The 13,662-nt window shown below is 41.4% G+C and carries 15 protein-coding genes; 6 read left to right on the forward strand and 9 right to left on the reverse strand.

Translation table 11 applies throughout. The annotated features are described in order from the left end of the window. Positions 1–347: 347 nt before the first annotated feature. A complete protein-coding gene (locus ABJ384_RS02155) occupies positions 348–1,595 on the reverse strand; it encodes a YihY family inner membrane protein (RefSeq protein WP_349928614.1) in 1,248 nt (415 codons plus the stop codon). A 114-nt stretch (positions 1,596–1,709) separates the two neighbouring features. On the opposite strand from ABJ384_RS02155, the gene wrbA reads away from it, so the two are divergent. Continuing rightward, positions 1,710–2,306 (forward strand): NAD(P)H:quinone oxidoreductase, encoded by a 597-nt coding sequence (gene wrbA / locus ABJ384_RS02160; RefSeq protein ID WP_349928616.1) that lies wholly within the window; start codon positions 1,710–1,712, stop codon positions 2,304–2,306. A gap of 110 nt (positions 2,307–2,416) precedes the next feature. Here the strand turns inward: wrbA and ABJ384_RS02165 are convergent, their stop codons facing one another. Then, on the reverse strand, positions 2,417–2,776 hold the full coding sequence (locus ABJ384_RS02165) for a hypothetical protein (RefSeq protein ID WP_086195743.1): 360 nt from the start codon (positions 2,774–2,776) through the stop codon (positions 2,417–2,419). A gap of 390 nt (positions 2,777–3,166) precedes the next feature. Between ABJ384_RS02165 and ABJ384_RS02170 the strand changes: the two genes are divergently transcribed. From ABJ384_RS02170 to ABJ384_RS02185, 4 genes are all read left to right on the forward strand, one after another. Continuing rightward, complete coding sequence (locus ABJ384_RS02170) at positions 3,167–3,367, forward strand: hypothetical protein (RefSeq protein ID WP_349928618.1); 201 nt, start codon at positions 3,167–3,169, stop codon at positions 3,365–3,367. 484 nt (positions 3,368–3,851) lie between these two features. Continuing rightward, on the forward strand, positions 3,852–4,232 hold the full coding sequence (locus tag ABJ384_RS02175) for a hypothetical protein (protein WP_086195913.1): 381 nt from the start codon (positions 3,852–3,854) through the stop codon (positions 4,230–4,232). Then, positions 4,226–5,401, forward strand: a complete 1,176-nt coding sequence (locus ABJ384_RS02180; RefSeq protein WP_349928620.1) for a CsgG/HfaB family protein — start codon at positions 4,226–4,228, stop codon at positions 5,399–5,401. Before ABJ384_RS02175 ends, ABJ384_RS02180 begins: the two co-directional genes overlap by 7 nt. Positions 5,402–5,487: 86 nt before the next feature. Next, positions 5,488–6,099, forward strand: coding sequence for a hypothetical protein (locus ABJ384_RS02185; protein WP_200223215.1), 612 nt, complete (start codon positions 5,488–5,490; stop codon positions 6,097–6,099). 395 nt (positions 6,100–6,494) lie between these two features. Here ABJ384_RS02185 and ABJ384_RS02190 read toward each other — a convergent pair whose 3' ends face one another. The 3 genes from ABJ384_RS02190 to ABJ384_RS02200 form a co-directional block, all read right to left on the reverse strand. Continuing rightward, on the reverse strand, positions 6,495–7,070 hold the full coding sequence (locus tag ABJ384_RS02190) for a xanthine phosphoribosyltransferase (protein ID WP_086195739.1): 576 nt from the start codon (positions 7,068–7,070) through the stop codon (positions 6,495–6,497). Positions 7,071–7,161: 91 nt separating this feature from the next. Further along, positions 7,162–7,875 carry a DUF3108 domain-containing protein gene (locus tag ABJ384_RS02195; RefSeq protein ID WP_349928623.1) on the reverse strand — a complete coding sequence of 238 codons (714 nt, stop codon included), beginning with the start codon at positions 7,873–7,875 and terminating at the stop codon, positions 7,162–7,164. A 163-nt stretch (positions 7,876–8,038) separates the two neighbouring features. Further along, complete coding sequence (locus tag ABJ384_RS02200) at positions 8,039–8,719, reverse strand: hypothetical protein (protein WP_349928625.1); 681 nt, start codon at positions 8,717–8,719, stop codon at positions 8,039–8,041. Positions 8,720–8,958: 239 nt separating this feature from the next. On the opposite strand from ABJ384_RS02200, the gene ABJ384_RS02205 reads away from it, so the two are divergent. Continuing rightward, complete coding sequence (locus ABJ384_RS02205) at positions 8,959–9,837, forward strand: TonB family protein (RefSeq protein WP_349928627.1); 879 nt, start codon at positions 8,959–8,961, stop codon at positions 9,835–9,837. 57 nt (positions 9,838–9,894) lie between these two features. Here the strand turns inward: ABJ384_RS02205 and ABJ384_RS02210 are convergent, their stop codons facing one another. The 4 genes from ABJ384_RS02210 to miaB form a co-directional block, all read right to left on the reverse strand. Then, the gene (locus ABJ384_RS02210) at positions 9,895–10,293 is read right to left on the reverse strand and encodes a hypothetical protein (protein WP_180082184.1); all 399 of its coding nucleotides are present in this window, start codon (positions 10,291–10,293) and stop codon (positions 9,895–9,897) included. Between the two features lie 114 nt (positions 10,294–10,407). Next, complete coding sequence (gene ybeY / locus ABJ384_RS02215; protein WP_180082183.1) at positions 10,408–10,890, reverse strand: rRNA maturation RNase YbeY; 483 nt, start codon at positions 10,888–10,890, stop codon at positions 10,408–10,410. A gap of 19 nt (positions 10,891–10,909) precedes the next feature. Then, positions 10,910–11,986, reverse strand: a complete 1,077-nt coding sequence (locus ABJ384_RS02220) for a PhoH family protein (RefSeq protein WP_086195734.1) — start codon at positions 11,984–11,986, stop codon at positions 10,910–10,912. 39 nt (positions 11,987–12,025) lie between these two features. Beyond that, positions 12,026–13,480 (reverse strand): tRNA (N6-isopentenyl adenosine(37)-C2)-methylthiotransferase MiaB, encoded by a 1,455-nt coding sequence (miaB, locus tag ABJ384_RS02225; RefSeq protein WP_086195733.1) that lies wholly within the window; start codon positions 13,478–13,480, stop codon positions 12,026–12,028. Positions 13,481–13,662: the final 182 nt, after the last annotated feature.

Below are 13,662 nucleotides of genomic sequence, written 5' to 3' on the forward strand. Positions count from 1 at the left end.
GGGGAATAAAGACTTTTGCCTACTTTTGGTCTGTCAAAAGTAGGGTTTAGCCTACACAAAGTCACTTCAACTTTTAAAGTAAAGATAAGGCTGTGAAAAATTAAATATAATTACATATCAAATACTTAAATTTAAAATATTATCATATTGATTTCATACTGAAATAAAATTCAAATTATGGGACAGCAGTGTGTTTGATACAGCCTTTTTTTAGTTCTAGATTTTTACATAACGGTCAGTTTGCATGGTTGGATCAGATATTTTTGTTTGCTAATACCTTCGCGTAGTCATTAAAAAAGCCTTCATATGTGAAGGTTTTTTTATGGCATCGTCAATGTCAGTTAATGCTATTTCTTTTCAAAAATAGCCGACAGCGGAATGGAAAGTTTTGCAGCCAGATAATCATCAGATTCAACCAGAGCTGGACCAAGTCTTTGTATCCATTCATCATCCGGACGAATATTGGCGACATCTTTGCTACGTGGAAGCGGGTAGGGCAACTGTTTATAAAAATTCCAAAAATCGACCTGAGCCAGATTGCGTGCGAGAATGTATTCATCATTGTCGGTACGTTTTACCAGATTTTGTTTTTCCAGCATCACTACGTACGTCGGCCAGCGTCCGATTTCATCACGGCCCAAGACTTCCAGTGCTTCTTCATCAGAAACGCTTTCGCCACTTTGCTGTTTTTTATAAAACAGCTCCATCAAATCCAGCAGCATAATCACGGGATGGCGTTTGGGTTCTTTGCCTGAATTAAACGCAGTGAGGGCATAACTGATTTCGACCCCCAGCAAAACAATGTTCCAGGACAGGAAAATCCATAACAGGAAAATCGGAATGGCAGCAAAAGCGCCATAGACAATTTCATAACTGGTGAAATTTGACATGATGATGCCAAACAAATTTTTCAGCAATTCAAAGACGACGGTACTAAATGTACCGGCAATCAAGGCAGCTTTAATCGGAACACTGCGATTGGGAATGGTCCAGTTTAAAATGAAGAAGCCCAAAATGGTCAGGATAAAGGAAATGCCCCACAAGATAAATTCGCCGTCGACCTCATAACCGGCAAAATTATTACTCAGTACATTTAATGAGGCTACAGTGGATGAAATCGCAAAAGCACTGCCTAGCAGAATAGGGCCGAGTGAAATAATGGTCCAGTAACGCATAAAGCCGATAATTCCGCCTCGCGTTTCTTTTACTCGCCAAATCCGGTTAAATACGGTCTCGATACTGGAAAGCATCATGACTGTAGTCACGAACAGAAATAAAATACCAATCACTGTCAGGTTGCTGGATTTATCGGTAAAGGCAGTAAAGGCCTTATCAAAGGCGATAGTGGTTCGAGGTAAAAAATGACTGTAAATCAGTTGTTGTAATTGCTGCCTTGCAGGTTCCAGGGCTTTAATCGAAGAAATGATCACCAGAAAAACCGTCAGCATGGGGACCACTGCAAACAGCGTGGTATAGGTCAGAGATGCAGCTTGATCTCTACAGCGATCGGCTTCAAAACGTCTTACGACAAATAAAACAAACTGAAACCAGGTCTCATTATAAAAAGGAAGTTTTTTTAAATACTTTTCTAGCATCGTGATGAAGTCTCAATTTTTTTAGTCATCTTTATGAATTTTCAATATCAAGCTTAACCAAAAAATGGGAAAAATACCGTATAGTTTTCTCTTTTAGCTTCGTTTATAAAAATTATGCAGTCTTATGTCCTTGTTTTATATTACAGCAAATATGGTTCAACCAAAGAAATGGCGCATTTAATTGCCAATGGTATTGAATCTACAGGTATAGCAGTAAAAATTCGTACGGTGCCCAATCTATCCACTGTGGTGAAACAGGCTGAACCGAGTATTCCGGAGGAAGGGGATATTTATTGTACCCTGGATGATTTGGCCAATTGTTCAGGTCTGGCTTTGGGTTCACCGACACGCTTTGGCAATATGGCCTCCGAGATGAAGTATTTCTGGGATCAGACCACCAGTCTTTGGCTGAATGGGGCTTTACATCAAAAACCGGCCTGTGTCTTTACTTCATCGGGTTCGATGCATGGCGGGCAAGAAAGTACATTACTGACTATGCTTCCACCTCTATTTCATCATGGCATGATGATTATGGGTCTGCCGAATGCCAACCCGGCATTATCCAATACCAAGTCGGGTGGCACGCCCTATGGTGCCAGTCATGTGAGCGGTCCGCGCCATGATCTGGGTTTAAGCCAGGACGAAAAAGTCTTGTGTGAAGAGCAGGGGAAACGCTTGGGCGAAGTGGTTAAAAAATTGCAGGAAAACTGATTTTTTTATTGAGAAGCTGAGTTCCATGCACTCTATTTGTAAGGTATGTATCTATAAAAAACCCTTCTAAAAATGAAGGGTCTTTTTATTGCAATTTAAAGTTTAAGTGCTTATTCAGGTTGTTTAAATCTATGATTGCATTGCAAACATTTATAATCCAGAAACACATTCTTATCGATAATGACACCGGCTTTTTTACCGAAAATATTCCCTAATACGCCACCGGTCACACCTACGGCAATGGCACCTACAAATGTTCCTACTGTGCCACCGAAAATCACGCCTAATGGTCCGGCAACTGCCCCAATCGCCGCACCGGTCGATGCCCCCGTTGCAGCACCACCTACCGTTCCTGCTGTTGCCCCGGCGGAGGTCATTAAAATTCCACCAATGGTCTTTAAATTCTTTTCATGATCGCGTTTTTCAACTTCGGTCGATCCACATTTAGGACATTGCATAAGTTTTTCCATCAACAATTTATATTGACCGATCTTGAACTATAGGAAATAGAGAAGGTTTCAAGGTCAGCTGGTATTTATGACATGTTGCTACAGTATGTCGCTTCTGCAACTGGATGTCAGGAGCATTTCATACCAACTTGATTCTAGTTGAAATAAAGTCGAAACAGTTTATCTGAGTTGTAAACACATTCATTCTTTATCGAATCTGGTGATGGCTGATTTTTTAATAATCATCAGTCATACAGCCATGAAAATGACTGTATTTTGCATACACTGCAACTTAAAACAGGCTAGGCTGAGGCTGCACGGCTCCTCTCTTCAAGTCCAATTCCATGTGTCTTTGGCTTAAATTCTGCAATTTTGCGACGGAGATGGAGAATAATGTCTATCAGGTGGGCTATGGCCAAAAGTTGTCTTTATCTCGGGGCATTTATCAATGCAGTAAAAGGAAGAACAACTATGAAGAAGACTGTTAAAACAATCTTCTTATCCGTCGCCTTCCTGACCGGTGTCGGTATGGCAAATGCTCAAAACACTGAAGTGGTCGTAGATATAGGGCTGCAAATAGCCTTATCGCTAAAGTTAGAGTGTTTTTTTTGAACGGATACTCATACTTTTAAAAAATTAACTTTACTGCTGAAATTACTTTATAAATACGCTTAACTGTGATTGGTTAATTGTATTTTCATAAATAATAGATGTTCATCACATTTGAATGAGCATTCTAATAAAGTCAAATTTTACAACTCCCTAAAGCTGAACTGTTTTGACAAGGTGAATATTCGCTTATGAAATCAGGATGATTTTTTATATAAAAAAAATATTAATTTTATTAAATTTTTGATGTAAATTTTAATTTTAAAGATTTATTACATAATGATTTCTTACAATTCAAAAATAAACAATAATTAACAAATTAATAATCATAACAACAAGATAGTTTGTTATCTTAAACTTAAGATATGTAAAACCTGATAAATTTTGCCTTTTGTTTTATTTATGTGATTTAATATTTTTAATATAAATTAAACCTTAATAAATAGAAAATAAATAAACATCCTGGAACGAAGGACGGGTAATGATTATGAAAATATCAGTGATCAATGTGAGTTTATTTTGTTGCTGTATTTTGGGCAATGCTTATGCCACATCGGATGAATGGAGCCAGCGCTGGAAATCGTCAAGTACTCGTTCCAGTGAAAATCTGGTGCAGGCCAATCTGATCGAGCTCAAGGATTCCGATTATTATTCTGGCTTGGGAAAGACCACTATAAATAGCACCTCGACCAGCTCTATCGGTACGGTGAATTCAGCTACGAGCAATGTGAATATCAATGGTTCAAATAACGGCGTGGACATTTCGAATGATACTTCGAATGAAGGCACCTTAAATTCCACGACCACTCAAAATAATCAGCAATGCCCCAACTTAAGCACCCAACCGGGGGGGGACTCACTATGCTGAATTTTCCGTTAAATAGAAGAAAAATATCTTCTGTGACTGTGTTGATCCTTTTAAGCCAGCTGATGAGCGGGTGCACGGGTATGGCGGTCTCAAACAAGAAACCGGTCAGCCTGGTACAGGGACCTCCAATTACCGATATTTTCACCCCTTTTGATATGGCTTTATCCTGCCTGAAAGGGCAACTGCGCAGTGATGTCAGCTTTTCCGTTGGAGCGATTCTGGACCAGACCGGTAAAGATGTAGTGACCAATGGCGGCAGTGGCAAAATGGTGACCCAAGGTGCGGGAGATATGGTGCAGTCCGCCCTGTTTCAGGCTGGGGTCAGTTTATTGAACCGGCGTGATCCGAGGATTATCGAAAGCGAAGCCAAGTGGGGCATTCGCGACCCACGGCAAATCCAGGCATCCGATTATTATGTCACTGGCAGCATCAACAGTCTGGATTTTATTCCAGGGGGCGGTGTGGATATGCAGATTGGTGGAGTCGGGCCGAATTATAGTCAAACCCGCATTATGGTCGGGCTGGATTTATCCCTGACTGATACCCGCAGCAGTAAGGTGGTAGCTAATGTTTCGCTGCAAAAACAGATTGCTGCGCAGGATTATGGTCTGAGTGCAGGCAGGTTTGCCGGGCATACTTTATTGAATATTCAGTTGGGCAAAGGGGAGCGCGAGGCAACTAACTTTGCCTTACGCCAAATGCTGAATCTGGCTACTTTTGAGTTGCTTAGTCAGGTGATTCCGCCTGCAACCTTTGAAAGTTGCCGCGCGCAAATACCACCTGAATTTGGCCAATTGAGTTTAACCCGAAGTTCGGTTGCGCTGTATAAGTATAAGCAGAGTCAGCAGCAAAGTACCGCAAACGTACCGAGTACTGTTATGGAATCATCCTCACATAAAACCAGTTCACCGAATGAGAAAAATAAATCGACGAACTCACCCAACAAGGATACACAGCCACCCAAGAAAAAAGAGTCTGAGTTGATTGAAAATCCTGAAGGTGAGTCTGAACCGAGAAAACAGGATTTGATTAAATATATCAGTATGAAAAAGCCTTCATCTTTTTTAAAAAAAATGAATGAAGAAAAAGACAATGAAAAGACTCAGATGCTGTGGGATGTTAATCCGGAAGTGGTCGAAAACTACTGGTCAAGCACGCAGCGTGATTAAAAATATATAAAAATGGGCTCGCTCCCATTATAAAAAAGAAGTGCTTAGCGAGAAGTACTTCAAAATTAGAAAAAAGGAAAATAACCATGAATAAGACTATCAAAACAATCGCCTTATCTGTTGCCTTCTTGTCCGGTGCAGGCATGGCTAATGCTCAAGAGGTCACTGTAGATACTGGGTTAAATGGTGCCTTAAATCTTTTATCTCAACATACCCAGCCAAATGGTACTGCGCTTAACCTTGCCATTAATACCGCTACTGTTGATGCAACGGTCAATGTAGATGGGCGGTATAACTCACTGAATAATGTGGGAGACAAAATTGCAGTAGAAACTTCAGCAATTGGTGCGGTAAACACCGGTAGTATCAATTTGCAGCAAGGCAATTTGAGCGCAGTGAATACGGGTACATTAGAGACAACTTTGGATGCTGAAAGAAGTGCGGCGCGTAATTTGGAAGAATGGCGTACTGAACGCTCATCAGAGTTTGAAAGTTCCATTAGTACATCGTTAAATACGGATACTTACGACCAATTCTCTGAAACTCTGAGTAATTACACTGCAGCGAATTTAGCTTTTAATTCAGCAGCTATTGATGCATCTGTAAATGTAGATGGAAAAGTGAATCATATTGATGGTATCAAAACTTCAGCTATTGGTGCTGTGAACACCGGTAGCATTACTGTGACCGTAAAGTAAATCCACCGCTCAATATGATCCAGGGTCTAACTATTTGCGGATAGTTAGACTTTTTTATTTTAGAGTAAAAAATGTTCAGTGAATATTGCTTTATAGTTAAATTAATCTTTAACCAGTCCTATTTGGTGTGAAAGTTCGGTTGTTATGAGATGTAAAACCACGCTATTGACTAGAGTTGATTCGAATTATTGGACAAAAAAGTGCAAAGAATTTATTTTTTCTTGTATCTCATTTTGAAGCAGGGGCCAGCAAGCTGAATTCACCTAGAGCAGGTGAGTAAGCACCGATTTTGTTAACATTATTCTGGATAGCTGTTTCACATAAAATATGCATTCTAAAAACAAACACCTATAAAAAAGAACGCCTGAGCGTTCTTTTTAAATTCAGTTGAAATTCTAGTCACGGACAAATTCAACAGTACCATTTTCTAAAGATTTAACACGTGCCAAAGATTCAACACGGTAACCTTTATCAAGTAACAATTGGCGCCCTGGCTGGAAAGATTTTTCAATTACAATGCCAATACCCACAACTTCTGCATTTGCCTGATGAATTAAATCGGCAAGACCTAAAGCAGCCTGACCATTTGCCAGGAAGTCATCAATCACTAAAGCTTTATCGCTAGAGTTGATATGCTTGTTGGAAATGGCAATGGTACTTTCAATTTGTTTAGTGAACGAGAACACTTTGGAACGGTATAAATCATCTTTTAAGGTTAAAGACTGATATTTACGTGCAAAGATCACAGGCACACCAAGTTCTAAACCGGCCATGACTGCTGGAGCAATACCAGAAGCTTCAATGGTGATAATTTTCGTGATCCCTGCATCTTTAAACCGGGCAGCAAATTCTTTGCCAATTTGCTGCATTAATACAGGGTCGATTTGATGATTTAAGAAAGCATCAACTTTCAGAACTTGATCAGATAGAACGATACCTTCACTTAAGATTTTCTGTTCTAGTGCGTGCACGGGAGAATTCCTCTAAGGGCAGATGCTTTTTCAAGCAAAAGCGTATTTTAAAAAGGCTCTCAAAAAATGCAAGCGAAATTGCTCAAATCGATTAACTGGTTGGGCCTTTATACCCTGTTAACAATAAACCATAGGAAGTTTTGCCATCTTGATGGGTTACTTTCACGGGTGTGTAGTCCAGTTTGGGTGCTAACCAAAAAATGGTATCGCGATTTGGCTTGCTGTGCTTGAGCACTACTTTAATGGTGTCGAAAGTGCCATAAGACGTTTTTACCTTTTCCATACCCTGTTTGACAAAACGACGTGATTCCACTTCTTTGGCATCGACAATCGCATAACTTGATCTCAGCCCGGATGATTTTAAGTCTTCACGCAGTTGTAATTCAGCATTCAGTTCATCCAGCGTACCGGCTTTCCAGGCAAATGAACGTGCTGTGTCATCCTTCTTGGTGTTAATGGTTTTAGCTGTGGGATTAAACTTGATACTCATTGTATTATTGTGAATGAGTACTTTACTGCTACGGCTGAAAGTATGGGAAATAATTTGGCCATTATTAAAGCCAAAATAACTGGTTTCTGTTGCAGAAGCCAAGCCAGCAGCTTTTGCAGCAAAAACATAAGTCCAGTTATTTCCCGACTTGCTTAATGTACGGGTAGCAGAACCCAGATTTTTGCCATTATAGCTAAATTGATAGCTTGCCTGGAATGGACTCATGGCGAAGGTTTGGCTTGAGAAACCAGCAAACAACAGAGTAGTGCTTAATCCAGATGTCAACGCAATTGTTTTCAATACAGGGTGAGCCATCAGTAAATTGTTCCTCTGAATTTGGAATAAAATGTAAAACTTGTCTTTAAACGGTATTATGCGCTTTGATTATGAAGATAAAATCTGAAATTTTGTTCGATCTGTATCTTTATGTAGTTTTTCCCTAAAAAATATAGATTTTAATCAGTAATCATCATCTAATTTATTTTTGCTTAACCGGACTGACTTTGCTGTCCTGGTATTCTTCCGCAATCTCCCAGACCTCCATCGAATCTTCGGACATTTTTCTGAATAATGCAGTCAGGTTGACATTGCCTATGACCACCAGTTCAGCTTCACGCAAAACCGCATGGTTGACATGCACTTTTGCTAAGGTATCAATGATAGAACGCTTTTTGCCTAACCATCGGTTTAAATCCAGATGCAATAAGTCATCTTTTACTTTAATGACATTCAACTTTTCAAGAATCATGCCCAAAGGGTCTTGATTGAGTACTTTTTGATAGAAAAATAAAGCAAATTTTACAGCAAGCTTTTGGAAGATATTTTTGAATTTGGCTTCAATCACTTGGGTGTCACTAATCTGTTCAAACACAATCAGTTGGGTGTCTTTATTCAGTTCCATCTGTACCAGTTTCAAATCGACTGAAAGGGTAATGTATAAACCCTTCACATCAAGCGTTGCATATAAGCGTAGCCAGTCTTCATGCAAGTCGGCATGCAGATCTTTCAGCATGGCAACATTGTCAGTAACAAAACGCTGAAAAGTTGCATTTAAAAAAACTTGAGAAAGGGGGAATTCACGCTCATCTTCAATAAACCCTTCAGCCTTTTCATACACCTGGCGTATACGTTTAGAGATATTGGATAGTAGCGTTTGCATATAAGGCATCCCAGCGAGTTAATCTTCTTAAACTTCGATAGATTCTGTCGAAAGTATTAAAAATACAGATATTCCACCTTGCAGTTTAACAAAATTAATTGCACCATTTTCATGATTTTAATTGTCTACAGCGTGCTTATTGACTGAGTTCTCGTTTCTTCATTCAAAACTAGACGCTGTGTTTATTTTATACTGCTTTTATGCAGTTTGGGGACCAGACATTTTGTCGGTTTAATGTGATGCTTAAGAAAATCAGTTTCGCACCTTTAATGCATGCATGGTGGAAAGATCCAATTTTCACAAGTGCAGTGATTGTAGCTGTTGCTTTGCATTTGATTATTTTGACTTTGCAGTTTGCCATGCCGCAAGAAAGTGATGCGGCAGTCAAAGAGATCGCCGTCACATTACGTCCGAGTGAGGACAAGGTGGAACATGCGGATTTTTTGGCACAGGCAGATCAGCAAGGTTCTGGAACTTTTCGTGAAGCACACCGTATGTCGAGCGATATGCCGGCAGCGATGACTGAGCAAACGACCGGTGAACAGCAACAGGAAACTCTGGAGCGTTTACAACAGAAACGCGAACTCAGCTTTGAAGAAAAAGTGCTGATGACCACCTTAAGCTGGAAGAAAGAAGCAGAACAGAACCAGCGCAAAAAAGCCACGCAGGAGCTGAATAGCCAGTTTCAGGCCAAGGCCGCGATGGTGGCAAGTCTGGAAGCACAATATTTGCAACGTCAGCAAAATTTTAGTCGTCAGCAAAAAATTAAAACCGTAGATGGTATACAGGCCAAGCAGGATATTTCTGCCGCTTATTTGGAAAAATTCCGTGAGAAAGTAGAATTTTACGGTAACCGCTATTATCCCGATGCAGCCAAAGTGCAACGCCTCGCAGGAGAGGTCCGTTTAATGGTCATCTTAAATAAAAGTGGCGGAATTCGTGCCATTCGTCTGATTGAAAGTTCAGGTCATGGTTTACTGGATGAAGCGGCCAAGACTTCAGTACGTAAAGCTGCTCCATTCGGTGGTTTTGATAAAGGGATGAAAGATATTTCCGAGCTTCGCATTGTGCGTACCTGGCGGTTTGACCCGGCTGAAGCTGAGTTTGAGGTGCATTGATTGAATGGCATTGATCTGCTTTTAAAAGTTTGACAAGTATTTATTTTGATTATGTTTTTAAGGTGATGCTAATACATAGTGTCCCTTTTGACGCCCATCCGGCCATGTCACGTTTAAGTCCTGTTCTGAAAGATCGAGGCGGGTCGGGAAGATTTGTAAATATTGGTGGTATTGGGGAGCCGCTTTCAAGCCAATACATGTCCCATTTTTCCACCAGGTTCCTTCTGCATATTGGTCTAAAGCACCGACTGCCAGATACCATTTAAACTTGCCGTCTGGTTGCAGTAAAAGCTCAGAGCCGACTTCCATCACGCCTTCCAGATAATAATGGCCTACCCAGGCATTATCTGCTGGCTGGAACCTTACTTCCTTACATACAGATTCAACATTGGCATACAGTTGGGATGCAGGAAATAACGCTGAAATCAGGCAAAGTCGGAAAAGAATTCTGTTCATCATTTTTTCCAGCATTTATTGAGGAGTATTTTAAGATTTTATGCTTATTTGGCATTTATTAAACCCGACTAATCGAAATTAATCGGGTTTAATAAATGGGAAGGCTGCTAGAACTTACTGTTGCTCAGTATAGGGATTTTTAAAACCTAACTTCGCCAGAATCTCAATTTCCAATGCTTCCATTTCTTCTGCATCTTCATCCGAGGTTTCATGGTCATAGCCCATCAAGTGTAAGGTGCCGTGCACCAGCATATGAGTAAAATGCTCAATCGGGGTTTTATTCTGATCAATGGCCTCTTGTAAAACCACAGGAATACAAATCACTAGGTCACCAATGGGTAGGGCATCCAGCATTGCCAGCACTTCTTCTGGCACATCGCTCGGGAAAGACAGCACATTGGTCGGCTTGTCTTTTTGACGATACTCCAGATTCAGCTTCTGGCTTTCGTCATTGTCTACACAGGCAATCCCGATTTCGCAGTCCTGATCGACATTGATAAAACGAAGTGTAGTTTCAATGACCTTTTTAATATAAGCGCGTTTTAGTACCAGTTCAGGTGACTGGTAGTCTTGTTGCAATGATAGGTTAAGTTTCAAAATGAATCCTTAAAGTATCTTAGTCCTGAGCATCGGCAGCAGCATCATTTTCAGCAATCAATGCTTCCTGACGCGCTTTACGTTCTGCCCGTGCTTCAGCACTAAGACGGTGTTGTTCACTGTCCCATCCTTCATAGGCTTCGACAATTTTCTGTACCAGTCGGTGACGAACTACGTCACGGGAATGGAAACGGGTGATATGAATTTCGGTTACAGGTTCCAGTACACGTAAAGCATGGGCTAAACCAGATTGCTGACCGCGAGGTAAATCGACCTGAGTGATGTCGCCGGTAATGACCGCACGTGAACCAAAGCCTAAACGAGTCAGGAACATTTTCATCTGTTCTGGCGTCGTGTTTTGCGCTTCATCCAAAATCACGAAAGAATGGTTGAGGGTACGGCCACGCATATAGGCGAGGGGCGCAACTTCAATCACCTGACGTTCAATCAGTTTGGCGACTTTTTCAAAACCCAGCATTTCATACAGGGCATCGTAAAGCGGGCGCAAATACGGATCGATTTTCTGGCTTAAATCCCCCGGTAAGAAACCGAGTTTTTCCCCTGCTTCAACCGCAGGACGAACCAGCAGGATACGCTGGATTTCATTACGTTCCAGCATATCTACCGCAGCAGCCACGGCAAGATAGGTTTTACCGGTACCGGCAGGACCAATCCCGAATGAGATGTCGCTTTGCAAAATACGCTGTACATAACGCTTTTGATTGGCACCGCGTGGATTAATCCGGCCTTTGCGGGTTTGCAACCACACGGCATCGAGACCGGTATGTTCATTGTCAGAAAAGTCTTCCTGCAATTCACGATCCGTCTGACTGCCCTGAATCATCAGATGCAAAGTATCCGCGCTGACTTGCTGGCTGGTTTCAGTTTCTTCATGTAGACGCATCAAGAGGCTTTCGGCTCTCTCTACTGCATCAATCTCACCATCGATGTAAAAAGCATCACCTCGATGGGAAATTTTGACCTCTAAACGCTGTTCGATTTGTTTCAAATGACCGTTATAAGCACCCAGCATGCCTTTTAAACGTTCCATTGAAATACCAGGAAAAGTTACTGTACGTCGGATCGCTGCAGTCAAGAGAATTCCTTATAAAATGATCTTACTGATCACCTTACATTACGCCACGTCAGGCTCAAGATTCAAGAGCTCACCGTAAACAAAATTTAAAGTTTTAATTTCGGTAATTTCAATCTCTGCAAAACGCCCAACCCAGGCCGGATCACCAATGAAAGAGACCAGACGGGTATTGTCCGCCGTACCAATCAACAGGTTCGGATCTTTGTCAGAAACTTTTTCAATCAGCACACGCTGGATGGTGCCGAGCATGGCATCAGTTTTATCAATGCTTGAGCGTTTAATCCATTGCTGAACTTTGGCCAGACGTTCTTTTTTCACATCTTCAGGGGTGTTGTCTTCAAGTTCTGAAGCGGGTGTACCTGGACGTTTTGAATAAATGAAGCTGTAAGAGTGGTCGAAATCTAAATCCTGGATGAATTGATAAGTTTCTTCAAAGTTCTCATCGGTTTCACCCGGGAAACCAATAATAAAGTCTGAAGATAAATGCATATCCGGACGGACGGTACGTAGCTTTTTAATTTTTTCGATATAGACATCGATGGTGTGGTTACGCTTCATCGCTTTCAGCACATCGTTGGAGCCGCTTTGTACCGGCAAGTGCAGGTGCGAAACCATTTGTGGTAAGTCACGGTAGCACTGAATCAGGTCATCATTAAATTCAAGCGGATGTGAAGTGGTATAACGTAAACGGCCAATGCCCGGAATTTCGGCAACGAGACGCAGCAAGTCGGCAAAGGTGCAGATATTGCCTTCAAAAGTTTCGCCGCGGTAACCATTCACGTTCTGACCTAATAGGCTGATTTCACGAACCCCTTTTTCCGCCAGACCGGCAATTTCTGCAAGTACGTCATCTAAAGGACGCGATACTTCTTCGCCGCGGGTATAAGGGACGACGCAGAAAGAACAGTATTTGGAACAGCCTTCCATAATCGAAACAAACGCTTTATAGCCTTCAACACGCGGTTCAGGTAAAAAGTCGAATTTTTCGATATCCGGGAAAGAAATATCCACCAGCTTGATTTTTTCTTTCTTCGGTTTTTCAATTTGTTCACTATGCTGATCCAGCATTTGCGGTAAACGGTGCAAGGTTTGCGGACCAAAAACCATGTCGACATAAGGTGCACGTTTCTGAATATTGTCACCTTCCTGAGAAGCGACACAACCGCCGACCCCAATCACCAGATCAGGGTTTTTTTCTTTCAGCTTGCGCCAGCGACCCAGTTCGGAAAAGACTTTTTCCTGAGCCTTTTCACGAATGGAACAGGTATTCATCAGCAGAATATCGGCATCATTTGGGTCAGTGGTGAGTACATAACCGTGTGAGTCGCCCAACAGGTCTGCCATACGATGACTGTCATACTCATTCATCTGACACCCTTGCGTTTCGATATACAGTTTTTTCACTGAACCGTCGGCTAGGGTGTGCTGTGGCTGGGTAACAGTGTTTTCTGAAGCAGCTTGGGCACTATTTGGTATGAAGGTTTGAACCGTCATGTAGGCTCCTAAAGGATAAATCGGTGAAATCGCAATTCAAGACTGACTGTATCAAGCTCACTCAGCGAGCGATATTTCTTTTTCCGTTCAATGCCTAATGGTATTGAAGGGAAAAAAAAGAGGCTGACTGCCATCTTGAAAAAATGCAATTTGAATACAAGAAAGGCGCATATTTTAGCAGG

This window comes from Acinetobacter sp. A1-4-2 (assembly GCF_040233925.1).
GTDB lineage: Bacteria > Pseudomonadota > Gammaproteobacteria > Pseudomonadales > Moraxellaceae > Acinetobacter.

Coding starts and splice junctions, on each gene's coding strand:
- ABJ384_RS02210 (WP_180082184.1), bottom strand. CDS start 10,293: ATGAACAGAATTCTTTTCCGACTTTGCCTGATTTCAGCGTTATTTCCT.
- ABJ384_RS02170 (WP_349928618.1), top strand. CDS start 3,167: ATGGCCAAAAGTTGTCTTTATCTCGGGGCATTTATCAATGCAGTAAAA.
- ABJ384_RS02195 (WP_349928623.1), bottom strand. CDS start 7,875: ATGGCTCACCCTGTATTGAAAACAATTGCGTTGACATCTGGATTAAGC.
- ABJ384_RS02185 (WP_200223215.1), top strand. CDS start 5,488: ATGAATAAGACTATCAAAACAATCGCCTTATCTGTTGCCTTCTTGTCC.
- ABJ384_RS02205 (WP_349928627.1), top strand. CDS start 8,959: ATGCTTAAGAAAATCAGTTTCGCACCTTTAATGCATGCATGGTGGAAA.
- ABJ384_RS02180 (WP_349928620.1), top strand. CDS start 4,226: ATGCTGAATTTTCCGTTAAATAGAAGAAAAATATCTTCTGTGACTGTG.
- ABJ384_RS02165 (WP_086195743.1), bottom strand. CDS start 2,776: ATGGAAAAACTTATGCAATGTCCTAAATGTGGATCGACCGAAGTTGAA.
- miaB (WP_086195733.1), bottom strand. CDS start 13,480: ATGACGGTTCAAACCTTCATACCAAATAGTGCCCAAGCTGCTTCAGAA.
- ABJ384_RS02155 (WP_349928614.1), bottom strand. CDS start 1,595: ATGCTAGAAAAGTATTTAAAAAAACTTCCTTTTTATAATGAGACCTGG.
- ABJ384_RS02200 (WP_349928625.1), bottom strand. CDS start 8,719: ATGCAAACGCTACTATCCAATATCTCTAAACGTATACGCCAGGTGTAT.
- ABJ384_RS02175 (WP_086195913.1), top strand. CDS start 3,852: ATGAAAATATCAGTGATCAATGTGAGTTTATTTTGTTGCTGTATTTTG.
- wrbA (WP_349928616.1), top strand. CDS start 1,710: ATGCAGTCTTATGTCCTTGTTTTATATTACAGCAAATATGGTTCAACC.